The organism is Thalassobaculum sp., assembly GCF_040219215.1.
GTDB lineage: Bacteria > Pseudomonadota > Alphaproteobacteria > Thalassobaculales > Thalassobaculaceae > Thalassobaculum_A.
This window is the reverse complement of sequence record NZ_JAVJSX010000037.1, coordinates 44,603-70,650: the sequence shown is the minus strand read 5'-3', so window position 1 is coordinate 70,650 and position 26,048 is coordinate 44,603. Positions and strand designations below refer to the sequence as shown.

24 protein-coding genes are annotated in these 26,048 nt (G+C 64.4%); 10 read left to right on the top strand and 14 right to left on the bottom strand.

From position 1 onward, the window contains the following. Nucleotides 1–237 precede the first annotated feature (237 nt). Together RIC54_RS24160 and RIC54_RS24155 are read left to right on the top strand one after the other, a co-directional pair. Nucleotides 238–711 (top strand): hypothetical protein, encoded by a 474-nt coding sequence (locus RIC54_RS24160; RefSeq protein ID WP_350087969.1) that lies wholly within the window; start codon nucleotides 238–240, stop codon nucleotides 709–711. After that, a complete protein-coding gene (locus tag RIC54_RS24155) occupies nucleotides 698–1,600 on the top strand; it encodes a ComEC/Rec2 family competence protein (RefSeq protein WP_350087972.1) in 903 nt (300 codons plus the stop codon). Before RIC54_RS24160 ends, RIC54_RS24155 begins: the two co-directional genes overlap by 14 nt. 474 nt (nucleotides 1,601–2,074) lie before the next feature. Here the strand turns inward: RIC54_RS24155 and RIC54_RS24150 are convergent, their stop codons facing one another. Further along, nucleotides 2,075–3,334 carry a hypothetical protein gene (locus RIC54_RS24150; RefSeq protein ID WP_350087975.1) on the bottom strand — a complete coding sequence of 420 codons (1,260 nt, stop codon included), beginning with the start codon at nucleotides 3,332–3,334 and terminating at the stop codon, nucleotides 2,075–2,077. A gap of 138 nt (nucleotides 3,335–3,472) precedes the next feature. On the opposite strand from RIC54_RS24150, the gene RIC54_RS24145 reads away from it, so the two are divergent. Beyond that, entirely contained in the window at nucleotides 3,473–3,814 is a 342-nt protein-coding gene (locus tag RIC54_RS24145; RefSeq protein WP_350087978.1) for a helix-turn-helix domain-containing protein, read from the top strand. 75 nt (nucleotides 3,815–3,889) lie between these two features. On the opposite strand, the gene RIC54_RS24140 is transcribed toward RIC54_RS24145, so the two are convergent. Next, entirely contained in the window at nucleotides 3,890–5,725 is a 1,836-nt protein-coding gene (locus RIC54_RS24140) for a site-specific integrase (RefSeq protein ID WP_350087981.1), read from the bottom strand. A 528-nt stretch (nucleotides 5,726–6,253) separates the two neighbouring features. Here RIC54_RS24140 and RIC54_RS24135 point away from each other — a divergent pair. Next, nucleotides 6,254–6,643: a hypothetical protein gene (locus RIC54_RS24135; protein WP_350087984.1), complete on the top strand. Its 390-nt coding sequence runs from the start codon at nucleotides 6,254–6,256 to the stop codon at nucleotides 6,641–6,643. Between the two features lie 51 nt (nucleotides 6,644–6,694). Here RIC54_RS24135 and RIC54_RS24130 read toward each other — a convergent pair whose 3' ends face one another. The 4 genes from RIC54_RS24130 to RIC54_RS24115 are packed head-to-tail and all read right to left on the bottom strand — an operon-like array spanning nucleotide 6,695 to nucleotide 8,472. Then, entirely contained in the window at nucleotides 6,695–7,210 is a 516-nt protein-coding gene (locus RIC54_RS24130; protein WP_350087987.1) for a hypothetical protein, read from the bottom strand. A gap of 2 nt (nucleotides 7,211–7,212) precedes the next feature. Further along, nucleotides 7,213–7,632 carry a D-Ala-D-Ala carboxypeptidase family metallohydrolase gene (locus RIC54_RS24125; RefSeq protein ID WP_350087990.1) on the bottom strand — a complete coding sequence of 140 codons (420 nt, stop codon included), beginning with the start codon at nucleotides 7,630–7,632 and terminating at the stop codon, nucleotides 7,213–7,215. 11 nt (nucleotides 7,633–7,643) lie between these two features. Next, nucleotides 7,644–8,144, bottom strand: coding sequence for a MarR family transcriptional regulator (locus RIC54_RS24120; RefSeq protein WP_350087993.1), 501 nt, complete (start codon nucleotides 8,142–8,144; stop codon nucleotides 7,644–7,646). Nucleotides 8,145–8,157: 13 nt separating this feature from the next. After that, on the bottom strand, nucleotides 8,158–8,472 hold the full coding sequence (locus RIC54_RS24115; RefSeq protein WP_350087996.1) for a hypothetical protein: 315 nt from the start codon (nucleotides 8,470–8,472) through the stop codon (nucleotides 8,158–8,160). A gap of 155 nt (nucleotides 8,473–8,627) precedes the next feature. On the opposite strand from RIC54_RS24115, the gene RIC54_RS24110 reads away from it, so the two are divergent. Beyond that, nucleotides 8,628–8,846 (top strand): hypothetical protein, encoded by a 219-nt coding sequence (locus tag RIC54_RS24110; RefSeq protein ID WP_350087999.1) that lies wholly within the window; start codon nucleotides 8,628–8,630, stop codon nucleotides 8,844–8,846. A 19-nt stretch (nucleotides 8,847–8,865) separates the two neighbouring features. On the opposite strand, the gene RIC54_RS24105 is transcribed toward RIC54_RS24110, so the two are convergent. After that, nucleotides 8,866–9,126: a helix-turn-helix domain-containing protein gene (locus RIC54_RS24105; RefSeq protein WP_350151513.1), complete on the bottom strand. Its 261-nt coding sequence runs from the start codon at nucleotides 9,124–9,126 to the stop codon at nucleotides 8,866–8,868. Nucleotides 9,127–9,241: 115 nt separating this feature from the next. On the opposite strand from RIC54_RS24105, the gene RIC54_RS24100 reads away from it, so the two are divergent. From RIC54_RS24100 to RIC54_RS24085, 4 genes are read left to right on the top strand one after another with little or no spacing between them, the layout of a single operon-like run. Beyond that, nucleotides 9,242–9,709, top strand: coding sequence for a hypothetical protein (locus RIC54_RS24100; RefSeq protein ID WP_350090665.1), 468 nt, complete (start codon nucleotides 9,242–9,244; stop codon nucleotides 9,707–9,709). Then, nucleotides 9,709–10,038: a S24 family peptidase gene (locus RIC54_RS24095; RefSeq protein ID WP_350088005.1), complete on the top strand. Its 330-nt coding sequence runs from the start codon at nucleotides 9,709–9,711 to the stop codon at nucleotides 10,036–10,038. The genes RIC54_RS24100 and RIC54_RS24095 overlap by 1 nt, the downstream gene beginning before the upstream one ends. 17 nt (nucleotides 10,039–10,055) lie before the next feature. Next, a complete protein-coding gene (locus RIC54_RS24090) occupies nucleotides 10,056–10,814 on the top strand; it encodes a hypothetical protein (protein WP_350088008.1) in 759 nt (252 codons plus the stop codon). Next, nucleotides 10,814–11,359 carry a hypothetical protein gene (locus RIC54_RS24085; RefSeq protein ID WP_350088011.1) on the top strand — a complete coding sequence of 182 codons (546 nt, stop codon included), beginning with the start codon at nucleotides 10,814–10,816 and terminating at the stop codon, nucleotides 11,357–11,359. The genes RIC54_RS24090 and RIC54_RS24085 overlap by 1 nt, the downstream gene beginning before the upstream one ends. A gap of 460 nt (nucleotides 11,360–11,819) precedes the next feature. Here the strand turns inward: RIC54_RS24085 and RIC54_RS24080 are convergent, their stop codons facing one another. Then, a complete protein-coding gene (locus RIC54_RS24080) occupies nucleotides 11,820–12,164 on the bottom strand; it encodes a type II toxin-antitoxin system death-on-curing family toxin (RefSeq protein ID WP_350088014.1) in 345 nt (114 codons plus the stop codon). A gap of 429 nt (nucleotides 12,165–12,593) precedes the next feature. Between RIC54_RS24080 and RIC54_RS24075 the strand changes: the two genes are divergently transcribed. Continuing rightward, nucleotides 12,594–12,803 (top strand): hypothetical protein, encoded by a 210-nt coding sequence (locus RIC54_RS24075; RefSeq protein WP_350088017.1) that lies wholly within the window; start codon nucleotides 12,594–12,596, stop codon nucleotides 12,801–12,803. Between the two features lie 3 nt (nucleotides 12,804–12,806). Here the strand turns inward: RIC54_RS24075 and RIC54_RS24070 are convergent, their stop codons facing one another. The 6 genes from RIC54_RS24070 to RIC54_RS24045 are packed head-to-tail and all read right to left on the bottom strand — an operon-like array spanning nucleotide 12,807 to nucleotide 26,018. Continuing rightward, the gene (locus RIC54_RS24070) at nucleotides 12,807–21,008 is read right to left on the bottom strand and encodes a pyrophosphatase-like OB fold-containing protein (protein WP_350088020.1); all 8,202 of its coding nucleotides are present in this window, start codon (nucleotides 21,006–21,008) and stop codon (nucleotides 12,807–12,809) included. Then, on the bottom strand, nucleotides 21,008–22,072 hold the full coding sequence (locus RIC54_RS24065; RefSeq protein ID WP_350151511.1) for a hypothetical protein: 1,065 nt from the start codon (nucleotides 22,070–22,072) through the stop codon (nucleotides 21,008–21,010). The genes RIC54_RS24070 and RIC54_RS24065 overlap by 1 nt, the downstream gene beginning before the upstream one ends. Further along, complete coding sequence (locus RIC54_RS24060) at nucleotides 22,069–22,746, bottom strand: hypothetical protein (RefSeq protein WP_350088026.1); 678 nt, start codon at nucleotides 22,744–22,746, stop codon at nucleotides 22,069–22,071. The genes RIC54_RS24065 and RIC54_RS24060 overlap by 4 nt, the downstream gene beginning before the upstream one ends. A gap of 22 nt (nucleotides 22,747–22,768) precedes the next feature. Beyond that, nucleotides 22,769–23,614 (bottom strand): hypothetical protein, encoded by an 846-nt coding sequence (locus tag RIC54_RS24055; RefSeq protein WP_350088029.1) that lies wholly within the window; start codon nucleotides 23,612–23,614, stop codon nucleotides 22,769–22,771. After that, complete coding sequence (locus RIC54_RS24050; protein ID WP_350088032.1) at nucleotides 23,611–24,093, bottom strand: hypothetical protein; 483 nt, start codon at nucleotides 24,091–24,093, stop codon at nucleotides 23,611–23,613. Before RIC54_RS24050 ends, RIC54_RS24055 begins: the two co-directional genes overlap by 4 nt. Then, nucleotides 24,090–26,018: a hypothetical protein gene (locus RIC54_RS24045; RefSeq protein WP_350088035.1), complete on the bottom strand. Its 1,929-nt coding sequence runs from the start codon at nucleotides 26,016–26,018 to the stop codon at nucleotides 24,090–24,092. The genes RIC54_RS24050 and RIC54_RS24045 overlap by 4 nt, the downstream gene beginning before the upstream one ends. Between the last annotated feature and the right edge of the window lie 30 nt (nucleotides 26,019–26,048).

Sequence of the window (26,048 nt, the reverse complement as noted above, 5' to 3'; positions counted from 1 at the left end):
TCGGCAGAAGCGGTTGAAGTCGGGAGAACTGAGCGTCCGAAAGCCAGAAATGGTGGTTGATCATGGCAAACTCCCCACATTTAGGAAGTTTGAATCACATTCCCGACCACATGGGAATCCCGTTTATGGGTCCTGAGCCTAGTCCTGCTAGGCGCATATGTTGTGGGCCACGTCGTTGCGACATTCTCGTCGATCTCAATCGAACGGCTGATAGCTGACGCGTGCCTGGGCCACCCGGTGGACCTGTTGCTGGGGCGCCGGCACAAGGACCCGCCGCGACTGGCCAAACTGATCGCCGGGTCCTACTTCACGCCGCTTGCCGACACGGTTCGGGCCGAGTTCGCCAACGAGCCTGCCCGGTCGGGAGAGGACATCTTCCAGTCCGCCTTCGCTGTGGCTTCTCGCGACAAATTCGCTGTTGGTCGCATGACCAGCTTCGTCACGATGTATGGCTTCTCCCGCAACTTCGCCTTCACGTCCGGCATGACCGCTGTCGCGATACTCACCAAGGCGGGATTGGCCGACGGCGATTGCACCGCGCTCGATCGCTTCCCGTGCTGGACACTCGCCGTCGCCGCTGCGGCGCTCTCAACGATCATGTTCGCCCGATACCTCAAGTACCGCCGATCCCACGTCAAGGAGGTGCTCATGAGCTATGTTGCGGCCAAAGGCCAGGAGGCCAGGAGGCCAGAGCAGCATGTTGACGATTGAAATCTTCGATGTGGGCCACGGCGCGTGTAGCGTGGTGACCCTCCCCAACGGGCGGCGCATCATGGTTGATTGTGGCTGCGACACGGATCGCTCCTGGTGGCCATCGGTGTATTTCATGGGCGTTCCCATAGACCTCCTCGTGCTCCAGAACCTGGACGCCGACCATATCCAGGACATTGCCGGGGTCCTTGATCGGCTGAAGCCCAGGGCGATCTATTCCAACCCGAGCGTTGACGCCGCCGCTCTCGCCGAGCTTAAGGCTGAGCACGGAATGAACGGGCCTCTCACGAAGGTTCATCAGCTTCTGGCTCGCTTCGGTCCTCGGATGGGACCTTGGCGTGTTCCGCTGCCGGACGACGTCGAAGCCACTCTCTGGTACTTGACGCACGACCCGCATGCTGCTCTGGAAACGAACGATCTAAGCGTAGTGCTTACCGTTAGATATGGGACGTTTCGGATCGTGTTCGGGGGCGACCTGGAACGGCGAGGTTGGCTTGCGCACCTCTCCAACTTCGGCTTCTGGAGCGCGTTGGGCCCGTCGAACGTGTTCGTCGCATCGCACCACGGTCGGCGCAACGGGCTTTGCGCAGAGGCGCTGACGGCTGCCTCGCCGGAAATCGTAGTCATCTCGGATAAGGAGATGACCCACGCTTCCCAGGAAACCGTCAAGGAATATCGCCGGTACTGTCGAGGCATTCCCGACTACACGCGCACCCCCGACAACATCTTCATGCCTTGGCCCCGCCGGCATGTGCTGACCACAAGGAAGGATGGCGATGTTCGTATCGAGGTTGCGCCTGACGGGCGCTATACCGTCACCAAGCACGACGTGGTCCGAGAGACTACGATGCTCACGCGCGATCTGTTAGGTTCCGGATACGCCGCGTAGTCGGTTGAGAAGGGCCGGTCGTCGAGCCAAGCTGCGGTGGGTATAGTTCGCTGAATGGTCGGAACATGTCAGCGGCGTTCATTGTAAGACCAGTGAACCATGCCGCCGGACATCCATGCCGCCGCACAATCTCAAGCCAAAGCCTCGGTTTCCAGAACCGCGCATGGATCGCGTAGTGACACCTCTTGCAGGCAGGCTGCACGCCGCCGATAGGGTCACCGTAGTCCTCAAGGTGCATGAAGATGTAGCCGCAACCGTCGATGTTGGCTGGATCGCTGAACCCGCAGATCGAGCAGACGGTGGGTCGGATCAGTTCGCCAGACCTTACCGCCACGTTCTGGATCGGTGTGACCGCCCGGCGCTGGTTCCAGTTCCAACCATTGTACCAGCCCCGGATATCTACTGCAGGGTCAGTTCGGGTCATCTTGGGGGCATCCGGGTCCAGAGGTAGCAGCAATTGCTCAGACCTCCCCATCACCGATCCGCGCACTTCGCGTTCCACCCAGCACCCATTCCCTTGGCGAGTTCGACCGCTAGGAAGTCCAAACCGGTCTCCTCCGTGAACCGCTTTCCCAGGTCCGCCTTGAGAGGATCGCGAAATGCTGGCAGGGCCTCCGAGTGGCGCTTGGCTCGCTCCCCCTTATCGATCCAGACCAGCGCCAGCGGGTCTATGAAGCCGAGCACGCCCTCCGTCGTCCGCACGAGGTAGTGCAGATCGCTGCCATCCCGATTGCGCTCGACGATCTCCATGTCCGAACCACTGGGAAGTTGATAGCTGGGGGCCATCCAGGTCTCCGCGACTTTCGGGTACTCCACACCGGGACGCGTGGTCGGCTTGAGGGCCGTCGTCGTCTCTAGGGTGATCCTCTCGCCCACCTCGACCCCATAGGCTGCGTTCGGGCCGATCTCCCGCGCCGCGCGTTCCGCGATCTCCGTGTCCTCGCGAGCGAAGCGACAGTAGGTGTCCAGATCAGTGAACGCCTCCACGCGCTCCGCCATGGTGAGTGGCGCAGGGGATGGACCAGAAGCGGTATCCGGCTTGATCAGGATCGCAAGCGCGGGGCCGTCCACGCGGCGGAAGGCGATGGATAGGCCGGAGTGCGACGCCCTCGCTTCCGTCCCTGCCCAGACGGCTTCCTGGTTCTCGTAGACCCAGTCTCCCGCCGCTTTCCAATCCGGCACCACCGCCGCCAGATCGCCGCGCATGGGACTGGTAATCCCCCACGGCAGTTTGTTGCCTTCGATTGACCGCGAGATCAGCAGGACATCGACCAAACGACCCGATGCGTCGAAGCTGGCTTCCAGGTCGCCGCGCTTCGTCGTCAGCACGGATGACCCATCGTTCGCCAGCTTCTGAGTGAACTCACGGAGGTCCGGCTTCCCGTCTGCCCGCGCCAGCCCGCTTTTCCGTTCCGCCAGCGCGTCCGCGACCTGTTGGACGGTGAGGCCGAAGAACGACTTGGTAGGGGCCGGGCCGACCGCATCGTCGAAGGTCAAGGCTGCCTCGGCGCTGGATGACGGAGGGCTTTCCGTTTTCGCTTCGACGGCCGGTTGTGTCCTGCGCTCCGGGGTAGGCATGACCGCTACGCCCGCGATGAGCATCAGTAGGCTGATCCCCGCCAGCATCCAGCGGCCGGGCCGAAATCTGGACCGGTGGAACAACTTGGGCCGGATCAATCCGAGCACCAAAACGGCCAAGCCAACAAGGATCAGAATGGAAGCCACCGCCGACATCTCGCGTCTCCGAAGTTGAAACCCGTTTCAACGGTATTGATTTGGACAATAAATCCATACAGATACCGATGCCTACATCGAGTTACCCGGAGAGTTATCTTATGTGCAACCCCCTTGATCGCATCAATGATCCGGGGAATGCAGATCAGGGTGCTCATAGGTCAGAAGGTGCGGGAGTTTCGCCAACAGCGAGGCATGACCCAGCGCGAACTCGCCGAGCGCCTGGGCCGTCAGGAAGTGACAATCAGTTCGATTGAGCGTGGTCGGAACTTTCCCAGCGAGGACACCTTGTCCGCCCTGGTCGAACATCTGGGCGTACCGCTCAACGCGTTCTTCGAGGTCGGTGACCTCTCATCGCAGGACACAGAACGAGAGACGGCTATCGCACGCATTCTGGCGGTCGTCCGCACGCTTCCCCGCCGCGACCTCGACATCGCGCTCCGACAGCTCGAAGCCTTCGTCGCCAGCAAGCCCGCCTGAGGGCGACCGTGTTGAATAGGACACCAGGGGCAACGAGATGTAGCAGGAAGCCGCCTGTGACGCCCCTGGCGGCCGCTACGCCTCACTTCGATATAGGTGGGAGAGGTCCAAGCTGGGATAGGCCACCCTGCGGATCGCCTTGTTCAGCATCTCAAGCTTGTGGCCCCGACCGTAGCGGCCGTCCATGTTGTGCTGGTCGCTCCAGCCGTTGATAGCCTTGCGCAACTCTTCAGATACGCCACCGTCACGCAACGCGTCGTTGAAGGAGTTCCGGAACGAGTGGAACACCTTCCGGCGATGGACCCACACGCCGCAGCGTTTTGAGAACCGCTGGAACGTCTGAGAGTACTTGTCGGACGGCTTGCCGCCAGGACGCTGTTTCGCCTCCGGGAACAGCCGTCCACTCTCGCGCCCTTCCGCCCACGCCAGGAAGCCGATCCGGACCAGTTCCGGATGAAGAGGGATGTCACGGACCGCTTGCTCCGTCTTCAACCTCTTCACAAAGGTGACGGGATCGTACTCGACCTCGTCCTCGTCGGTGATTGCGAGATACGCGATCTTGCCTTCCTTCCGAATGTCGCCGCGCTCGAGTTGGAGTATCTCGTTGGCCCGTGCTCCGGACCACAATGCGATCAAAGGCGCCCAAAAGACGTGTGGTGGCGGAGCCTTGCGGTTACGTCGTGCCGACAATGGATGGTTGGTAGGATCGGCGTACATCGGAGCGTGGAAGAGCCGGGCCAAGTCGCCTGCATCGAACGGCTGGTACTTCTGTCCTTTCACCTCATGCTTCTTCGCCCTTCTGGCGGGCTTTGGCACATCCACCTTTGCAGCCGGGTTGTCTGATCGCCATTCTTCGGTCACCGCCAGTTCGAGGATGTTCCTAAGGACGGCGAGATGCTTGACCGCCTCGTCGTAACGGTTTGCCGGTTGACCATGTTCAAGCTCGTAGGCCGTTGCAGCTTCCTCCAGCGAGAGCCCTTCAAAGTGCTGTCCGCCGGCATATGCCGGTGTCCGCACAAACAAGGCCACCAGCTCCTTGCAATGCGCCCGCGTCACACTCTCCACCGGCGTCTCAGGCCCTAAAGTTTCAAGCAACGCACGTTTCGGCACATTGAACTGAGATAGCCTGGACGGACTAACCTCAGTTTGCTTTCGTTCCATGAACGCCTGCACCAAGTCCTGTAGCGTCTTGCCGGATCGGGGTGCCGATAACGCAGGGGTGATGGACACGGCCCTTGCCGACTGGAAGAAGCCGTCCTGAACAGCGGGAACCCGTCCGGTTTCCAACGCAGCGACACGGCGGTTGGCAAGCTCCAACTGAGCCCGTTCAACCAAGCGGCAAAGCCGCTGGAACTCGACCTGCTTGGCGATGGCTTCAGGAACGCGGAACTTCCGTCTGGATTGGTTCAAGAGGTCCGCCGAAGCAAGCCCGTGGCTCACGAGAAGTTCGAGCGCGGTCCTGAATGATCGCACTTCGTGACCGGCAGCTTGCTCGCGCGCCAACTCAGCGTCCGCAGCCGCGATATCGAGCAGTTCGGCATAGTCCGGATCATCCGGGTCAACGAGGTAGGATCGGTTCTGCCTGTTCGCCTCATCGGCTTCGGTGAAGTAGTCCAGTGCAACCTGCTCAACATCGCTCCGCGTCAACTGAGGAAAGGTGGAGCTGTCCGAAGCGGTAGCGGAAACCCGATCTTGCTCAGCTAGCTTCCGCCGCAGTGTGTTGACCTTGGCGTCCGTCTTGACCGCGAACAGATGCGCTCGCTCCTTGACCTTAGCCGCCGGCAAACCTTCCACCCGCTCGACCCATGATGACAGACCAGCGAGCGCTTGAAGAGGTTTAGGGACAGTACGGCGCAGCTTTTTGCCGCTGCCGTCTCTGGTGAGATATCTGATCTTCGCCAACTCATCCATGCCCGAAATGTACCACGAAAGTGTACCAGCGGACGCTTGAAACCGGCGTCAAGCCAAGGGCTTGATGGAAGATCAATGACTTTGGAGGGAAGTGGTAGCGGAGGAAGGCTACCGCCGTAACGCACCTTGCGTGGTGGTGCCGCTCGCGTGCTGAATAGGCTAGACCAAAGATGCTACGATCGCGCAGGAGGTTAGGATGGTAGTCAGAACGTCATCTGACGTTGCCGCGCCGTACGATCTGGCGATGCATTCTAGGCGCCGGAATGTCGAGGATGACCGGAGCCAGCATCATGACCAGTTCGCACGCGCCCAGGCCCATGCAATGGCGTCTGACTGCAGTCGGTGCAGCTTCCAGGAGGACGGCCGTGTGCAATTCGCTGGTGACTTCGTGCGAGCCAAGGTCTGCGCTGCGATCACGGGAAAGCCCGCGTGTACCGCAGCGCGCGCCAACGGAGCACCCTGCGGGCCTCACGCCAACCTGTTTCAGCGTCGCGGCATCTGCGAGTGAGGACCAGCGGGGATCGTACGATGAAAGAGCTTTGGACCTTCTCAGACGGCAATCGGACAAGGGCGCTGGTCGCGACTATCCAGGATGGCGCGACGATTGGGCGGATCATGCCGCTCCGCGCGCCGAGGTCGGCATGGGGCCACACTTCTTCTGTCGCGCCGATTGATGTCCATTGGGACGAGGCGAAGTTTGATGCCTTCAACTGGGATGCGCCTGTCACGCCGCCGATCGACACTCTACCTTTGATCCATCGCCTGCAGTACGCTCTCGCTGAGCGGAACGAACTTGCCCTTCTTGAAGCCTTGGGGCGCTGGGTGTCAGAGATCGAGCCGGTGGCGATCTATCACGGCAGCAGACTGGTCGGCCTCGGCTATGCCGGGCAGATGATCGTGCGGTGCGAACCGCACTAATTGACCCTAGCAGTATGATCCGCTACCGACACGCCCGCAGCAAACCCCCATTCAACGCCGTATCAGTTGGTCTTTTTCCTTCGACCCGCGGCTGCTGCCGAACTCGAACTGGAACGCATCGCCGATCATCTTCAGCAGCGCGCCGGCGGCCATGTTGAGGAACGCGAACACCATGTCCGGCATGTCCAGCCGCGCCTGCCATGTCATCCAGACGATAGCGATGAAGCTGGTGAAGGCGAGCGCCAGCATGATGTCGGCCCGCCAGTTGTACCGGCCGGCCGTGACAATGGCGACGTCGCGGCGGCGCGCATCCTGTCGGTCGGCCAGGTATGCGCGCTCCAGGTCGATCTCAAGTTCAGCCAGCCTCTGACGCAGTTCGGCCGCCTTGACCGGATCCGCCCGCACCAGCGCCAGCGCCTCGTCGTCGCTGGCAAGCCCCGTCACCTCGCGGGCGACAGAGGACACCTTCTCGGCGACGTCGCCGGCCTTGTCGCCGGCAAGCATCCGCACCAGGCCCGGCCCGAACTCGGTGGCGAGGGCGATTGCCCCCGCGATCAGCGGAGCCACCATCACTTCCCCCAGAACACGATCGCCGGGGCGCCGAAGTCGACGCGCCGATCAAGGTGGACGAATGTCCGGTAAACGCCCACGGACCAGCCCAGCGCCAGCGCGGCGGCGACCAGGCGATGTCGATAGGCATCATCCGGGCTGTGCACGTCGATCGCGCAGGTGCCGTCCGAGGTGTTGCCCTCGGTCAGGTGGTAGCTGTTCGCGGCACCGTCGATCTGGGCGTTGCGCGCCGGCGTGCGGCTGCAGCTGTTCTCCGGCCCCACCCGCATCGGCCGGTCCAGCGTCAGGCGCAGGGTCAGCAGATGGTCGAGGAAGCCCTTGGCGAACCGCATCGTCACGCCGTCGCTGCGGCAGGCCAGTTCCTTCTGCGTGAATAGAACGGCCCCGTTTCCCGGGTGCCGCAGAGGCACGTCGTTCATGCCCGCCTCCTCTACGCCGCCTTGGCGTCGTCGATGATGATGATTGGTCTCCGCGACCAAGCAGTCCCGGGCCGCTCGATCTCGCCGGCCAGCTCCAGTTCGGCCAAGACCCGGTGCGCCAGGCCCACGCAGCAGCCCATGTGCTCCGCGATCTGTTTTATGCTGGCCATCGGCCCGAGGGTCCGCACCGCTGCCAGCGCATTGTCGTGACGCTCAGTGCGGTTCCAGTCGCCGTAGGATTCCGGCGGCTCCTCGCCCGAGACGTAGGTTCGCAGCGAGACGCGGCCCCGGTCGGTAGCGCCGGGCTCAACCGCGACCGCGTTGTCCTCGACGGCGCGCTTGACGATCTGGTGAATTCGCGGCTTCGATACGCCCAGCATCCGCGCCAGCGTGGCCCGGCTCGCGCGTGGCCCGGCTTGGCGGATCGCGGCCAACAGTCGGTCGTTGCGCGTCAGTCGATCCACAGCCACACCATGCCGGCGGTCACCGCCGCGCTGATCAGGATCGACCACACGACATCGGACCTCACGACGGCTGGCCCTGCGGTGCGGCCGACGCCGGGGCCTCGACCGTCCAGCCTTCACCGGCAGAGACGATGCAGGTCGGGCCGCCCGGGATGGTGATAGCGATCGTCCAGGTGCCGGTCTCGCCGTTGCTGTAGACCTGGACGAAACCGCCATTGGCATCGACGCCGGCAGCGGACAGCGCTTCGCCGTACTGAGCACCCAGGCGCTGCACCAGGGCGTCCGCGTCTGGTGCGCAGAAGCGCGCGGACTGGGCAGTGGCAGGCGTTGCGGATGCGAGCGCTGCGGCCAGCGCGAGGGCGGCTATGCGATGCATGTGCGCCTCCTGTCGATAGATATAACCTATCGTTATGTCCGTATTTGGTAGGTACATCCTATCACAACGCCGGATATTGGGGTAGGCGAAAGCGCGCGTTGCCCACGCCCCGGTTGCGTCGCATAGTTCCGGCTCTCGCAAACGGGGAGGTCGGGATGCGGGCTTTGCAGATCCTCGGGCGCCTTGCGATTTCGCTGACGGCAGCGACGGCGGCTGTGGCCTTGGCGATCTTCATCCAAGAGATGATCGCGACACGCGAAAGCCAGGCGGTTTCAGGGCTGGCCGGTGCCGGCGCGGCCTATATCGCGTGGCGCATGACGGGCCGCAGGACGGCCGCCCATAGAGGCAGATCGCGATTCCCTGAAGACAACTGAGTGCGTACGAGACGGCGCCTCAGTCTTCGAGCATCGACTGCTGTATCGCGATCGGCTGCTTGAGGCGGACGCCAGGGCCGCCGCCGTTCTGCGATATGAACTCTACGCCGGCGGACTCTAGGGCGCGCACGATGGCGTCGAGGTTCTGTCGAACGGGCGTGGACCGTCCCGCCTCAAAGTTGCGAACCGTACTCAGTCCGACGCCAGCCGCCTTCGCAAGCTCTGCCTGGGACCATCCAATAAGGCCGCGACCTGCGCGCGACTGTGGTGCTGTGAACATGCGATGAATATAGCGTGCCTTAACGCTGATCGCTAGATGCAACGAAATGCGTTTGACAGAACGATAAGCGTGACGATATATATTCGCCATAACGCTTTTCGTTATGGAGGCACCTATGCCAGTCGAAATTCCCCGCCGCTCCCTTCTGGCCGCGGCGCCCGCGTTCGCGGTGTCGCCCATTCTGTCGAGCCTGTCCGGTGCATGCGTCAATGTCAGTCCCGGCATCCCGATCGAGATCATCCGCGCTGAGGACGAGGCAGCCGGCCGTCTGTTCTCGGACCTTGCGCGAAAGGTCGATGACCATGAGCGCGCCACCGCGGCTGCCTCGCACATCGTCAGCCCGCAGACCGAAGATGATCAACGGCTATGGGACGCATACAACGCAGCCGGTAGCGAACGCTTCGACGCTGAGCAGGCGCTGGTGCGCTACCCCTTTGTCCAGCACCGGCACCACCAACGCAAGATGGCCTACGTCCGCGCCCAGGAGCACATCTACCAGGAGCCCGACGACGCTCGCACGCTGATGGAAGCCATGGCCGCGTCGCTCGCGATCATCCACGGCGCACAATCGAGGATCACGTGATGACAGGATCAGCCCTCGCCATCGCCCGCATCGAGGACCTGTCGCGCGGTCGCCTGTTGCCGGTTTCGACCGACGGCATGGAGCCGACCTTGCACGAGCGCGGGTATGCGGTTGTCGCGCCGTGTGACCGGGTCAGCAGTGACGGCGTCTATGTCCTGCTGCACCAGGGCGCGACGATCTATCGCCGCTGCCAGTTGCGGGTCGACGGCCAGATCCGGCTGACGCTCGACAACGTCGCGTACCGAGGCGCGGCCGACTGCGACATGCCGACGGACGAGGCCAACGCGATGGTGTTGGGCCGAGTCGTCGGCGTCTGCAATGCGATTTGATTAACCAGGAGATTCCAATGGCCGTGAAGTCCAAGCCCGAGGTCACCGAGATCCAGGTCACGCCGCTTAAGCGGGCCTCCACTCGGCTTCGCATTGTCGGCGAGACGCCGATGTTCCAAAACAGAATGGCGCAGAAGGCCAAACTCACGCTGCTGACCGGCGGCGGCCGGAAGACGAAGGCCGAGCGCGCCGGCATCAAGCACAACCCGCTGCAGGAGTATCGCGACAGTGCCGAGATTCTAAAGGACGGACCAACTGCGCTTGGCCTTCGTGTCGTAGCGGTCAAGTCCGCGATGTGCACTGCCGCCTTGGAAACGGCCGGAGTCACGAAGACATCGGCGCAACGCCTGTTGTTCATGCCCGGCGATCTGGTGCCGCTCTATGGCACTCCACAGCTTCGCCTCGACGTCGTGCGGTCCGCCGACATGAACCGGACGCCCGACGTCCGTGCCCGATGCTATCTGCCGCGATGGGGCGCCGAGATCGAGGTGCAGTACATCGTGCCGCAACTCTCAGCCACCGCAGTTGTCTCCTTGCTCTGCAACGCGGGTGTGCTGATCGGATTAGGCGACTTTCGCCAGGAGAAGGGCAAGGGTGCGTTCGGCTCGTTCCGCGTGCTTGGCGAGGGTGAGCAAGATGACGAATGGGACGATCTGGTCGCCAATCACGGCCGCGATGCCCAGGAGTTCGCGCTCGGAGCGCCGGAGTATGCCAACAAGGACACCACTGACTTGATGGCCCTCTATGACGTGGAACTGCAACGGAGGGCTTCGTAGTGGCGCGCTTCACGAAGGATCTTCGCCAGGAGATTGTCCGAGAGTTCGCCACACGTCACAACGGCCAATTCGACCCGGCGCTCTTTCTTGACGAAGTACGCGAGAAGGGAGCCGAGCACCCGGCCTACGAATGGTTCGACTGGGACGACGCGCGAGCCGCACATGAATTTCGACTCAATCAGGCACGGGAGTTTGCCCGTGATCTGAGGGTGTCATTCACCGTCGAGAACGTCAGCCGCGATCGCCCGGTAACTGTTCGACGCGTCGAGATGCCCATGGTGATGTCGCCGGTCGATCAGCGGACGAAGGGTGGCGGGTATGTCGTCACGCAGCCCGAGAGACCCACGCACCAGCGAGAGTTCTGCCGGCAGGCGGCGTCGGACCTCCGCGCTTGGTTGAAGCGATACGACGCCGCGATCCACTATGCGGCGGTTCCCTCGGCGATGATTGAGGCCGCGGCCATCAAGCTGGAGAAGGTCGCAGCGGAGAGCGCCGAGGGGCAAGAGGTCCAGGCAGGCGAGGCATGGCAGGGCCGGGCGGGGTAAGGCGCGGCATGGCATGGTGAGGCGAGGCAGGCAAGGCATGGCGCGGTGAGGTTTGGCGTGGCGTGGCAAGGTAGGACGCGGCGGGCAAGGCTAGTCGGGGCAACGCAAGCCCAGGCGGGGCATGGCAGGCGGGGGCCGCTTCTTCGGAGGCGGCCCCTACTTGTCAGCACTCCCGCTCTTCGGCTCCAGGCCCGATGCGACCGCGGCAGCCGCCGCTTAAGCGCGAGAGCCGTTGCCGGCCAAAGGCTCGGCGCATATCACGCCCAACGGCCTTCATGTCGCCACCAATGCCCTCCCCACGATACGTGGACCGATCGCGCGCCGCTGCTGCATCAAACGCTAAAGCACCAGCAAGCGTCCGGCTTACAGACGTCAGCCCATCAATCAGGCCGACCATGAAAGCCTTGCGCGGCCAGCGTGGTGTCTTCTCAATCACTCTCCCGGCGCCTTTCGCATGCGATCAGCCGTCCTGACCGTCGAAGATCTCATCGAACGACATGATGCTGGCCTTGAACCAAGCCTTGAGAGCCTCGAACCGCATGTCGCCCGTCGCCGCTGCGATCACCATCCGCTCGATCTCGTCGTCATTGCTGCCGAGTGAATAGCGGCTTCGGTGCAGCATGAGGAACATCAGCGCAACTGCGGTTCGCTTGTTGCCGTCCAGGAACCCGTGGTTCTGGGTCAGTGACTCCACTAGCGCCGCCGCTTTTGCATAGATCGGTCGGTAGTATCCGGAATACGGCCGGTCCAGCGCACTCTGCAGGCCGGCCTCACTCAGTATGCCGGTCCTTCCCTTGATCGCCATCGCTGCCTCGTGCGCCGCAATGGCGTCCGCAAGGGTGACCCGGTAGTGGCGCCTAGCGATCGGCGAGCTTTCGCATCAGGTCAGACCGATCCGACATGATTTCTCGGATGGAACGCATAGACGCACCTGTTGCGGTCACGATCCGCGTGTCGCTACCGCGCTTGATCACATAGTCCTGCCCACCGTCCTTGCGGCCGGCACCCTTCAGCACTGTGGCCTCTGGCTTGGATCTGACCCTATTGTGGGACATCGCCCATCTCCCATCCCTTGCCTGGTGCGCCGCCTGCGCCCCGGATCGGGTACTGGTCAAATATGACCATTCGTCACGAACGTGACAAGGCGTCACGATCCTGATGCCTCATCAGGAACACGATGAGAGCGCCACGGTTGCAGGCCAACCTCTTGCACTCCATGATGGCGAGGCTACCTATGGATCGCACCATGCCCTGGCCCAAAGCGCTCATCATTTCCGCCGTGATCATCGCCGCCGCGATTGTGTGGGCGGGTATGTCTATGTCGATCCGTCCGCTCTCCGGCGATGGGACGGCCGCCTACCAGGGTTTTGGGCCGCTTGCCAGGGTTTGTTATCCAGACAACTCCGGGCCCGATACAGCGCTGATCTGCTCATGGTGGCGCTAGCCCCTACCGCGTCGCCAGCTTCGGATTGATCCTGGTCCGCGCCTCGTACTCCTCAACCTGGGTTACACGCGCGTCGATCATGTCGACATAGTCGCGTTCAATTGATTCCGCCTCTGCGTCGGACAGATTCGGATCCTTGAGCACGTACCGGGCCCTCGACTTGATGTCTTGGATCTCTCGCAGCATCCGCTTGATGTTCACGTCCCGGCTCTGCTCGGGGTCGATCGGGTAGATGTTGACGCCGACCAGCAGGGTGAGCGCCTGACCGTAGGACGTGGCCGGTTCCCCAGTGTATCGGTTGACCTTGCCGTGGGCCGCGTCCAGCAGTTTGCCGGCCGTGCCGTACTGCGTGACGAACGAGGGTGCTGCGAGCGACCACATGTAGTTGACCAGTTGCGCCACCTGCTTTGCCGGCGGATCACGATCGTCCAGGATTGGTTTCTTGGAGAACGGATCGATGCCGGTCGAGATCGCCGCGATCAGATTCGGCACCGGGCCTCCCAGGAAGCCGGTGTCGCCGACAAACCCGCCGACGTCGCCCCTGGCGAGACTTGATGCCATGCCTTCGAACATCGACCACGGCATGAAGTAGCTCAGGTCGACATACTGCCACCGGCCAAGTTCGTCTTTGTACGGCAGGATCATCAGGCCCGACCCACGGTCGCGCAGCCATTCGGGCAGCGTCTCCTTGAGCGCATCGACGTCATCGTCATCTACGTCGTAGGAAGCGGCCACCCAAGCGGCCAGCATCGTGGGCAGCGCCAGGTAAGGTGCGAACCGCCACGGCGCGGTCGCCGCCACCTCCATCAATCGAGGCGCGACTTTCGTGTAATATGTGAGAAACGGCACACCGATCGGCGCGTTGCGCAGATACTGGACGCTCGGGCTGACAAGACTGTAGTCGAACAACCATGTCTGCGCATCGATCGCAGCCTCGGCGTCAGTCGCGCCGCGCGCCTTCCGATCGATGATCAGAGCCGTCTTAAACAACCCCTCCGATGCCTGGTACAGATCGCCGGCCGCATTTCCAACTGCCCCGGCCATAGATGTGATCTTTTGCAGCGTACCGCCCTTGCGACGGTTGAGGTCGACCAGATCGCGCTCCATCCGGAGCAGTTCGTTCGCGGCGAACGAACTGTTGGTCACGCCGTAGCGCTTGGCGATTCTCCAGTGCTCTCCGTTCGATCTCATTTCTCGCACGGCCTGCACCATGCGCACCGGCACCATATGCATCGGCACACCGGACAGGTTCATCATCATCGCGTTGGACACAAAGTTCCGGATCTGGGTCGGCGGGTTGAGGGCGACTTTCGACATTTTCCAAAGCTGCGTGGCCTTGGTCAGGTAACCGCCTTGCCCCAGCAGGTTTTGCGCGATGTTGGACGAGTCCGGGCTGATCCACTGCGTCGCGCCGATCAGATCGTTGTAGATCTCCCGGCGCACCATCAGACCACGCATGCGTCCGTAGCGGGCGGCATCGGGCACCTTGCGGTAATCGTCGACATTGAAGTCGCCATTGCCCTGCGTCTCTGCCGCGGTAGTGGCGGCAGATTCCATGTTCCGGGCGATGGCGCGCATGGCATCGGCGGTCGCCGGCTCCGACAGGTCGGCTTGCTTGCGGATGTGGGCGGCCTCGGCCTTCAGCCACTCCGGCGTGACCTTCTGGCCGTTCCATTCGGTGAAGCTGGACGGCAGGACCCAGTCGTTGTTGCCCGCAATCTGGTCGAGGAAATCGAGCAACGCCATGTCGCGGGCAGGCTTCGTAAGGGCGCGCGAGGCGAGGTATGCCGGGTCGGTGATTTCGCCCAGGATCAGTTTGCGGACGTCCTCGGGGATGTCCTTGCGCTCCTTCAAGTAGCCGAGGTCTGAGACTTTTTTGCCGCCAGCGGTCGACGAACCGGATGACTTCTCGGTGTCGATAAGGTGGCGCAGATATGCGCGCGGCAGGTAGGCGTCGCGGTGTTCGTCATAGGCCTCCTGCGACAGCAGCCCACGGTTCACCAGCCCGCGGCCTATCTGGTCAATCTGTTTCTTGGTGGCGATGGCGGCGGCGCGCACCGCGAGGTCCTGTATGGCCGTCGGCTTTGCGTCCCTGGTCGTCAGGTACTCATAGACCTGCTGCTGCTCCTCAGCCGACGCCTTCTGGAACGGCTTGGCCAGCATGCTCGCCACTTCCTCGACGCGGGCGATCTTGCCCATCGTCTCGTAGCGCGCCTCAAGGTAGCGATCGAACTCCGGCAGGCCCTCGATCGGGTTTAGAGCCTTGTCGACCTTTTTGATCTGGCGCTGGGCCCACTCGATATAGCCGAAGCGTGGTTCGCGCTCGGCGGACGGCAGGTCTATTCCGCTGCGCTCTTCCCGGATGTCCGGCTCGCCTTCTTCGCCTCGAGCTCCTGGCGGAACCGCTTCTGACCTTCGATCTGACGCTTGGCCACCCGCACCTCCTGGAACTCCGGGTCGAGATCCGACACCATCGCCTCGAACCGGTCCCAGTCCGCCTGCGGGGCGAAGGGGCTGGGCTCGTCGAGTATCAGACCTCCGATCTTTGTCATACTGTTGCTCCTTCAGTTTGCCGAGACGGCCGTGCGCATAGAGCCGCGCCTGTTTCAGGGTAACCTCGACAATCTGATCGATCGATGCCGGAATGTCTGTTGCCGGCAGCGATGTCTCATAGTTGATGATGCCGAGGCGGTGCAGCAAGACGTTCACGCCGTGCTTTGCGAATAGGTTCGCCTCGTCTTCGGTCAGATGTCCGTCCAGCAGGGCAGTAACCAGTCGGTCCCGGTAGCGAGCCGCGATACCCTGCAAGGTCTCACCAAACTGCTCTATGGTTCCCGGGTTGACGCCTGGCACGAGGGTTGCCGAGAAGTTTCCTGCAGCAATGCCGACGACCACCCGCGCAAAACCGGGCTGAGCGAGCCATGCGATGTCCGCCCCCGATATTGATGTACCCCCGGGGTGATTGTGCACAAACACCATGCCGGCCGACGGGTCTGCTGAGAAGTCCCGCACCATGTTACTGAAGTTCGCTCTGTCCGGCGCCTGGCTGGTGCCGGCTTGCAGTAGATCGCCATCAGCACCGAGTACCACGACGTACTCGTGGCCGGTCTCCTGACCCCGATCGACGACCCATTTCTCGGCTGCGGCGATACGGGCGTCCATGCCATCAGAGCCACTGAGGCGATCGGCAACCTCCTGCCAACTGTCAATGTAGCCGGACGGGCCGGGCATGGCGCTGATCGGCTCATCGTCTTCGCGCAGATCAAAGCCACCGTCGCCGGTTTCGCGCGCCTCAACCGTCCGAAAAAACTCATCAAACGCCTCGCGGACGGCCGGCATCTCAGCCGCCTCCAGGTACGGATAACTGCCCTCGTTCTCCAGCCCCAGAGAGGTGGCGGCGTCCCAGTATTCCTGGCTGACGATGTTCGCGAGGTAGTCGTTCGACGCTCCCTGGTCGCGCAGCTTCTCGATGATGTAGCTCTCGAATGACCGAGCGCTCATCTCCCGCCCGGTTGACCAGTAATCCTTGGTTCGCTTTCGATCGAGGCGGGATGCACGAACGCGCAATTCCGACTGCTTGATGGCACGGTCGATCGCAGCGAACGCCTCGACCATTTCAGGCCGGACCCCTTCCCCACGCTCGTATGGCTTCTCACTCACGTACCCGCCACCATCGGCACGGGCTCGCGAAAAGTGATTGTCGAGCGCATGCCACCATTCGTGAGCTAGCGAGCCGGCCCCGTGCATTTTGGTCAGGTTGATAACGACCTTGTCGCGTTCGTAGTGCGCTGCGGCAGGGTTCTTTCCGCCGTGACCACGGGCACCAAACGCAAGCCCAAGGGCGCCGTTCAGGGAGAGGGCGCGAGGCGGGATGTCCAGCACACCAGCGAGGTCCATCAGAGCGTCATAGGCCTCGTTGAGGTTCTGCTGGCGCCGCCCGCCTTCAACGTAGTTGCCGAACTGCACGCCACGGAAGCCGAACGCCTCGCTGAACTGATCGGGCGTGACGTCAGCGCCGCTGCGGTGATCCACTCCGACGCGCGGAGAGTTAGTCTCCTTGCGCTCGCTTGGAATCTCCTTGTGCTTCGCCAGCAGGCGCTCGAGTTCGGCCGCGTTCTCCTTGAGGTACGTACGCGCCTCAGCGGTGCTCTCAAACGTCTTCAGGTCCAGATACTTCGATCCAATTTTCTTGCCGATCACGGTGCCCGGCTTGCCGCGGTAGGAGTAGATGCTGAACGACACCTGCTTGTTGGCGGTCGGCTGCGTGTCGATCTCGCTGTAGTTTGCCCGGAATGCCGCGAGGGCTTCATCCCGCGTCTCCCCGGCTGCCAGTTCATTCGGCCAATTTCCGAACGCCGTGGCCTTGGCCTCGCGCTCGACAACCCACCGCACCAGAGGTGGATCGTATCTCGTGCCGTTGAACAGGCTCAGTTCCTGGCGAGCCACGCGCACGCCCTTCAATGACTTCTCGTGTCCGACCATCTGATACAGGTCGATCCGCGAAAGCATGTCCGAGAAGGTGGCCCGGCTTTCGTTAAGCCGCGACGACAACTCTGCCCGCTCGATCGCGCCGCCCAACAGATCGATGGCGAACCCGCGCAGCACGTCGACCTGCTGCGCCCAACCTTTGACCCTCCATGCCTTGCGCGGCTTCGGGGGAATCTCGTCGCGCGCGGCACGGATAAACCCAACCGTCCACGGATCCGCGCCGCCGTCGATGAGTTTCTGATAGTCCGGTTCCGGCCAGGACTTCGACAGCGGCTCGGCCAAAACATCGACGCTCGCAGCATCCGCGATCTCGCGGGCATAGTCCTTACGCGCGCCCTCCAGCTTTTCGCCGAAGTCCTCGATGCGAGTTGACGCCGCTTGGGACGTTTCAGGTTCCGGATTGGCAGACGGCTGGGGCGCTTGTGCCGACGGCGCGTCGAGCAGATCGCCCTGACCCCGCCCCGCCACATCGAACAGCCCGTCGTCGGCTGGTTTTTGCTGCCTGTCCGACCGCAGCGGCTTGGAGCCCTTGGCCTCGGCACGGTCACGGTCCGTGACTGGCCGAACGCCCGGCGTGAGGATCTGCTCGCCCTGGTCGGTGCGCTCGGTGGCTACTCCGCTCGGCTCAGAGCTTTGCTCAGCCCGTCCCGCTTCTCCGCGACCATCTCCGCCAGCGCTATCGCCTCGTCCAGCTTCGCCTGCGCCTCGGGATCCCGGCTCTTGGACCGGAGCGCCTTCAACTCTTCCAGGCGCCGATTGGCCTGCGCCCTTTCCCGTAGCAATATTTGCGGCAGGGGTTCGGAAGGTGAAGGGGATGGCGGCTTCATCGGTCGTATCCTCTACCAGCGTCGCTTCGACGGCAAGAACCTCTCGGGTCAGCCGGTCGATCTCGGCGTCGACTTCATCCAATTGGGCACGGGCGCGGTTGATCGCAACTTCAAGATCGGCCCGGGTGCCTTCGTACTCTGCGGCCACCTCGATGCTTCCGAACCGATTAACGGCCTGCTCTGCCTGGATCCGCTCGCGCCGGTCGCGTTCCATGGCCAGCGCGTCGGTGACGTCCTCGGCAGCGTAGAGCCGGCCCTGGCCCTCCTGCTGGCGGAAAGCGTCGTTGCTGATGGCCTCCAGGAAGTCGGATACCGTCGCACCCTCGGGGAGGTATCCGGCCTCCACGGCAGCGCCGCGCAGGTCATCGAGGCGCCGGCCGCCGACGCCGGTACGCGCATCGGTCGGCTTGCGCAGCACCTGGAACGACTGCTTATCGAGAATGCTCCGAATGTCACCGATCAGCGGGTCCGACGGGTCGATGCCGCCCTGGTCGCGGATGAACTGGAACAGTGGCACGGGTCCGGCACGCGGACGCTTCGGCGCCTTGGGCTGTGCGGTGAAGCGTGAACCGGCCTCGGGCGCCTCCTGGCCCGCCGCCGGCTTCGTCTGGTCGCCGTCGCGCAGCCAGCCTTTGAACTCGTCCATGGACATCTGGCGCACGCTGCCAATGCGGGCCCGGCCGCGACCGTCGGAGAAGCCGCGCATGTAGAGGGTTTCGGCAGCCAGCCGCGAGGGCGTGCCCAGGATCACCTTGTGCTCGTCGAACTTGCCGGTGTCGGCGTCCTTCTGGTCGATCACGAACACCGGACTGTCGGCCGGACCGTCGCCCACATAGACGTCCACGTTGTCGCCGTCGGCGCCGGTCGTCCGCTTGATATAGCCATATGCCGCCGGCATCGTGACGGACCAGGGCTTGCCGCCCTTGTCGGTGCCGCTGCGCTCGGATCCCTTGGCGTTCTCAATCGAGACGTCCAGGCCGCCATACCGGAGGTGGCCTTTTTTGTAGTTTCCGGCCGCCTTCTGCGCCTCTGTCGGCTCCGGGTCGACGTCCTGCGCCGCCTCGGTGACGGCGGCAGCCTCGGGTGTCTCGACCGCAACGCCATCGCGCGAGAAGTCGGGCGCCGATGGGTCCAATTGGGGTCCAATTGGGTCCGGGTCGGTGGGTCGGTCGAGTTCAGGTACGCGAACTCCAGGCGTATTCGAATCATCGGCTTGATTGCCGGCGCGTGCGGCGTCGGACTTGGCCAGAGCGGCCAGCATACGGAGGGCGTCGGGGTCGATGTTCGGCAGCAGACGCTTGCCCGTGGCAGCCAATTGGCCGCCATCTGGCTCCGGTTCAGCAGCAGTCGGCAACGCCTGGCTGGCATACACGGGAACCGGCGCCGCCGCTGCCTCGTCCGCAACCGGGCTCGGTCCCGCCTGCGGTGCCTTGAATATCCGCTCCTCGCCCGTGACCGGGTTTGACCAGCCGACCTGTTCCGACCGGCTGGCGTCGCCGTAGAGCGGGCGCCAATCGGGGCCGGGGGCTTCGGGGGGTGTTGTAGCCTGCGCCGCCGGCCGCATCGCGCGGCTTTCGCCGCCGACCCATTCCAAGCCTTCGACGTTCAGATCCGTCGCCTGCTCGGACGCCGTTGCGTCCATCTCGGCGGTTTCAGTCTCGCCCTTGCCGTCACCCTGCTGCGACGGTGGCGTGATATCCAGCGGGCGGCCCGCGACGGCGTCCTCAATTATCGCTCGTCCGCGGCCGATATCGGCTTTTTGTAGCGGGCTGGCCTCGTCCTCCGGCGTGATCGGGGCCATGCGCTTCGGTGGGGCCGGGGGCGTCTGGTCGGCGGCCGGGGGTGGGGTTGTGCGTGCGCCGCGCACGAACGGCTCGGTGGCGACGGCGAACGTGCCGCCCATCGCGGCGCCAAGGATGCCTGCGCGCTTCAGGTTGCTGAGGGCTTCCCCCCATGTCATCTCCTCGTTGAGCACGCCTGCGCTGTAACCGGCGTCAAGGGTTTGCGTGAACATCTCCTGCAGGCTTTCGGCGCCCATCGCCTTGAAGCTGCGGCCGGCGAACGACTTGCCCGGCTGCGACAGGATGCCGAGCGGGATTCGCTCGGGTATGGCTTCGGCCGCCGCCATGAACAGGGCGTCCGCCGTTGCCGCGTCCTCGCTGCGCCCCTTGCTGCGGCTTTCGGCGTACTGCTGGCCGAACACCTGCCCGCCCATCGTCAACGCGCCCAGGGTCGGGCTGCCGGTCGTGAGCGTAGCGACAACCGACGGCACCATCTGTGCCATCGACAGCGCAAAGTCATAGGCGTAGCCCTTGATTGTCTCAGGGTCGACGTTGGGGGCATTCGCCTGCAACTGTCCGGTCGCCTCGTCGCCCACGCGTCGCGCCCATCCAGCGATGCCGTCCGGCGATGCGTTGCTGTCACGCTGCAGTTTCCTGATGTCGTCGATCTCGGTCGATCCGTCCATGGCGAGACCGGCGGTGCCGCCCGGGCTGAACGGCGCTTCGACCGCCTTCTGCACAACGCCGGCGATCGACTGCATGAACGGCGACGACAGATTCTCGATCGTGCGACGACCAAGTTGCGCCCATGTGTCCTCGGCCTCGTCGGGGCGCGGCAGGTCTGGGCCGGCTTCTGCTACCGCTCGATCAGCGCGCCCGCGCTCGATCAACCGGTCCCGGCTTGGCTGGCCTGCGAACGCAAGGTCCGCGCGTGGGTCTCGGTAGGCCGTCTGCCCTGATGCGGAAGTGTCGTCCACCGCCTCCCCCGCCCCGGAGAAGTCGAGGGCCGTGCCGCCGCTGGAGAAGTCGAGCGCGGTATCAAGCGGCTCGCCCGCGCCGGACAGGTCCAGCGCAGTGCCGCCCGACGAGAAGTCCAGAGGTGCGGCCATCAGTTTTTCCTGTACGGCTTACCGTCGGCCGGGTTGATGTAGATCGCACCGGACGGGATGGCGGTGAATTCCTCCCGCGTGGTCGGCTTGTATGGATCCTCGCGGGTGCCGGACGTCTTGCTTTCGGTCTTGCCGGCCGGGGCCTTCGGCTTCGGGGTGGGGTCGTCGCCTCGACCAAAGATGTCGGCCATCTTTTCGGCAATCCGGCGCTCGGTTTCCGCTTGCTCCCACTCGGCGCGGGTGACGCCGTCGAACTCCTCTTTCTCGCCTTTCCACATGTTCTTGCGCCCACTGGCATCCCTGGACACCTTGCCGGCGATGTCCTTGCGGATGCCGTCCTCGATCTGCTTGCGCAGCGGCGCATCGATCTCGACGCCACGGGCCACCAGCTCGTCGGCGTAGGCTTCAGGGTCAAGTTCCTCCCCGAGTCCTCCTCTAACTTTCACGGTCGCCGCCCGCCGCGCGGCGTTGATCGCCACATTCCGCTGCGTCAGGGTCAGCTTGTCCGGATCCCTCGGCGGCTTGCCGACCGCGGGCGACCCGTCGTCCATGGTCACTGTCCGCGCGCTGCCGCCTGTCTTGGGGATCTGCACATAGGTGCCGTCAGCGAGTTGCTTGGTCTCCATATCCTGCGGCTTCACGGCGGGCCTGATCGGCTGGCCGTCGGCGCCGGTCACGCGGACCGCCTCGCCCTTTTGGTTGATGGCGACCTGGAAGCCTTCACTGTCGACACCGAATTGCGCGTAACGTCCGGCGGTCTCGTTGGCGCGGTCACGAGCGGCGCCGATCTGCTTATCGGCGATCTGCGTTTGCTGGCGGCGGTTCAGGTCGTTCTGGCCTTCGTCGAAGGTCTGGCGGTCCTGCTGCAACGTCGTCTGATGCTCGCGGCCTAGCCTGCCCTGTTCACCCTGGAAGTCACGGTTTTTGCGCGCCTCCTCGGCCGCCCGCTCGGCACGCAGGGCGTCGCGAGCAGCTTCGCGCTTGGCCTCGGCATCCACCGCCAGGCCCTTACCGGCACCGCCGAGAGCACCGGCGGCGGCATACTGGAGAAGACCCGGCATCACACGCCTCCTTTGCCACCACCCATGGACTTGAACCGCTCGACGGCCTGGGATGCGCCGGGCACGACCTCGTCGAGCCGGCCTTCCTGGTCGGCCCGCGCCATCGTCTGCATATCCTGGGCGAACTCCTGGGTGTCGAGCGAGCCTTCAGCCGTCGCGGTCTGCTGGTAGAGCGTGAGCGCCTGGTACCACGCGGCCTCGGTGTCTTCGTCGGACAGGTCGGCGATTCCGGCTTCCTTCTGAAGGTCCGCCAGATCGTTGAACACCTCCTCGCCGGCGTTCAGCATCACAGCCCCGTCGATCTTCACTCCGCTTTCGGCCGCGCTGTCGGCTACGCGCTTGGCGATCATGGCGGCCGTCGTCGCAAGGCCCTCGCGCGGGTCGCCGTTTCCCTTGAGCGATTCCAGGACCTGCGGGCGCACGCCAGCCTGACCGCCGTCGCTCGAGTAGATCAGGTTGTAGGCGTTCGAAACGAACTGATCGTAGAGGTGCTGCTCCTCGGGCGTGACGTTCGGTGTGTCACCCCCGCCGTCCGTGCCGCCCATTGGCCGGGCACCCTGGGCCGCCATAGCGCCACCCGTCGGTCCGGCACCACCCGTCGGCCCATTGCCGCTCATTTGCCCGGCTGCACGAGCCAACAGGCCGCTCGGCTTGTCGTCAGTCATCATGTCGGCCACGGCGTTCTCCTTGGCGATCCAGTCAAGCGACCCGCACGCGGTCGACCTGGTCGGTTTCGGCGTTGTAGCGGTACTCGATGCGATACCCATGGCTGGGTGCGTACTTCTCTTCCACCGTGGGGTGCGCTGCACCCGGGCGGGCACCGTTGACCACTGCGGCGCGATCGAGCAGACCGCCGCCGGAGGCGTAGTTGCCCGCCCGGCGCCGGTCGCGGTTCTCAAGGGCCTTGGCCTCGTCCTGGGCGCTCAAGCCCTGCAGCAGGCCGCCGCCGATGCCCTTGACCGTCTCTCCGACAAGGGTCTGATTGCGTTCGAGCCAACCACCCGGTCCGAGCAGGCCACCACCGCCCCTTGCCGCAGCGGGCGCGTTGCCGCCGGTCACGTAACTGGCAGCCGAGCCCGGTGCGGTGGCGGCACCTGCGGGAGGCTGCAGGTTCGCAACGCCGGTCGGGCCCGGCGCTGCCGGCGCGGCATTGCCGCCGGTGACGCCCGTGCCGCTGCCGAGCGGATCGGTGCCGATGCCGGCCGCGCCAGAGATGCCGCCGGTAACGGCGCCGGCCGCCGCCCCGTAGAGCGCACCCTGGCCGATGTCGCCGCCCGTGATCGCCGCCCCGGCGGCACCGATCGCCGCCCCGTAGCCGGCCTGCGTGACCGCGCCTGTAACCACCGCTGTCAGTCCTGGCGATAGTCCAAGGGAACTGGAAAGGGATCCAGCCACAGCCCCCCAGCCACCGGCTGCGGTGACGCCGAGGGCCGCGCCGGCGGTGAAGTAGACCGCGCCCGCCGCCAACGCGTAGGGCGCTACCTTCTTCGCGACCTTGCCGACTTTCTTGAAGACCTTGCCAACGCCCTTCGCCACGCTGCTCATCGCTCGATGCTCCTCCGATAGATCGTGCCGCAACGATCGAGGCCGAGACCGCTGTAGATCCGGCCGGCCACCTCGATGTCAGTGCCGAATGTGTCGACCAGCCCCATCTTGATCTCGACCACCTTGGGGATGCTCAGCGCCCACGCGGTGAACGCCTCGGCCAGGCCCTTGATGTCGCGAAGATCGGCACCCTCCCGGCTCACGAAATAGAGGTCGGTCGCGGTCAGGGCCGGGCCGATGTGGTAGACCGGATCGAGGTAGCCGACGATGAATGCGACGATCCGTTCGTCCCGCTCGGCCACCATCACCAAGGTGCCCTCGGCGACCACCTTGTTCTGAGCGAAGATGAGCGACGTCAGCATGCGCTTCGCCGCGGTGACGTCCATCTCGCCCAATTGCGCATACAGGCTCGCCCGGTAGCGCGCCTCCAGGATCTCGGCCATGGGCCGGACGTCCATCGGTGTGGCGATCCTGATCATGTCGGCGGCGTCCAGGGCAGCTGCACGCCATACATGCTCTCGATCAGGTTCAACTGGGTGCGCATCCACAGGTTATTGTCCTGGATGTAGCGGTCCCGGGTCTCTGCGGGGATGTCCGGGTTGTTGGCGATCGTGTTGAACTTGCTCGCGTGGATCTGCTGCAGGGTCGCGACCATGTTGCCGATCTTGTCCTTGTCGGCGGTCCTGACCTGCATATTCGCGATGGCGGTCTGGGTGTCGGCCGACAACTGCGCCTGCCAGTTCCGCGACGCGATATCACGGCCCTGCATGGTCTGCTGGCTGGCGATATCACGGCCCTGCATGTACTGCTGGCTGGCGATGTCCTGGCCTTGCATGTACTGCTGGTTCGCGAGCGAGGCGTCGGTGCTGGCGATCGGCACGGCCGCATCGAGCATGGCGGCCTGGGCGGCTTCGGCGGCGACGGACGAGTTCAGCAGTCCGCGCCGGTTGGCGAGCATCAGGCCCTGACTGGCCGTCCGGCGCATAAGCGGGCTGTCGGACGCCATGATGTCGTCGATGTTCTGGGAGGTGGTTTTCGGAGGGGCGATGGCTGCGGGCGCCCCGGCACCAGGCGCGTTGGGTGACGCGCCGGGCGTTGCCGCTCCATAGGTCGGATCGTTGGCCGCAAGCCACGAGTCGACGTCGCTCCGTACCGCGCCGTCCTGGCGCCCGTACCAGTCGGTGAACTGGCCCTCGCCCATGTTGTCGAAATCGACGTCGTAGCCCTTCGATTTGAGGTAGGCGACGAGCCGCTGGTTGAAATCGGTGCGGGTACCGAAGTCGGTAAACCCGGCACCCTGTGCGACGTTCTGCTGATGGTATTTCAGCGTATCCACGCCGGCCGCCCTCAGCGCGTCGTTGGTGAACGCCTGCGGATTGGCCGGGTCCGACGTCGGGTCGTTGGTCCCGCCCGCCATTGCAGCGGCATAGCCACCACCGCCGGGAGCGTTCCATTCCGCGCCGCGCTGGCTCTTGACGTCGTCGATGGTCGGCGCCGGCTGGCCGACCTGCGCCAGCGTCGGCAGTGCCGCCACGGCTTCCGCCTGGTCCTGGCTGTCCTGCGGATTGGCGGCCGCCCACGCATCGGCTTCCGCCTGATTGTCGAAGCCCATGGTCACGCCGCCGCGCGTGACCTGATTGAGTGATGCGAACTCCAGCAGGCCGGTCTTGGGGTTGATCGTGCCCCGCCCGCCGGCGCGCAGGAGCATCTGCACCTCACGCGGGTTCACGTGGGCGACGATCGTGTCGCCGTCGCGGCCGGCTGCCTGGACCGCCTCGGCCTGGCGGGCGAGCAGACCTTTCCCGGACGTGTGGTAGTTGTCCGACGGGCGAGCCGCCGCCGCGGTGCTGCCCGTCGGCTGCTCTGACCAGCCGTCCACGTCGTTCGTCGTCGGGTCCGCGGTGAAGCCCGGGTATTCGGCTTCGACGCCCTCGCGCATCTTACCGATGGCACCGATGCCAATGCCAAGCAGGCTCGGGGCCACGGCGCTGATGGCGACCTGCTGGCTGCGCTTGGCGATGAAGCTCTTGACCCTGTCGACAATGCTGTCGTCGGCCTCGGCGTTGGTAGCGGTCTGTGGGTCGTTCTCAGCCTGCTGGTTCTGATTCTGCTGGCCTGCCACCGTGCTGGCGTGGGCCGTGCCGTGCTCGGAGTCGTTGTCCTGTGGCGCGCCGCCGCCCATGCCGCTGTCGCCAGGACCTCCTCCGACACCGTCGCCGTTGTTGTCGCTGTCGCCCTCGCCCGACCAGTATTCCAGCAGCCCGGTTCGACGGTTGCGCGTGCCGGCTCCACCCTTGGCCTTCAGCAGGGCGGCCTTACCCGGATCCATGTGGGCCAGTTCGGTGTCGCCCTTGCGGCCGGCGGTCGCCACCCTGCGGGCAGCAGGGCCAAGCGGCGGGGCCATGCGACGCTGTGATTCTCTTGTCAACAGTCC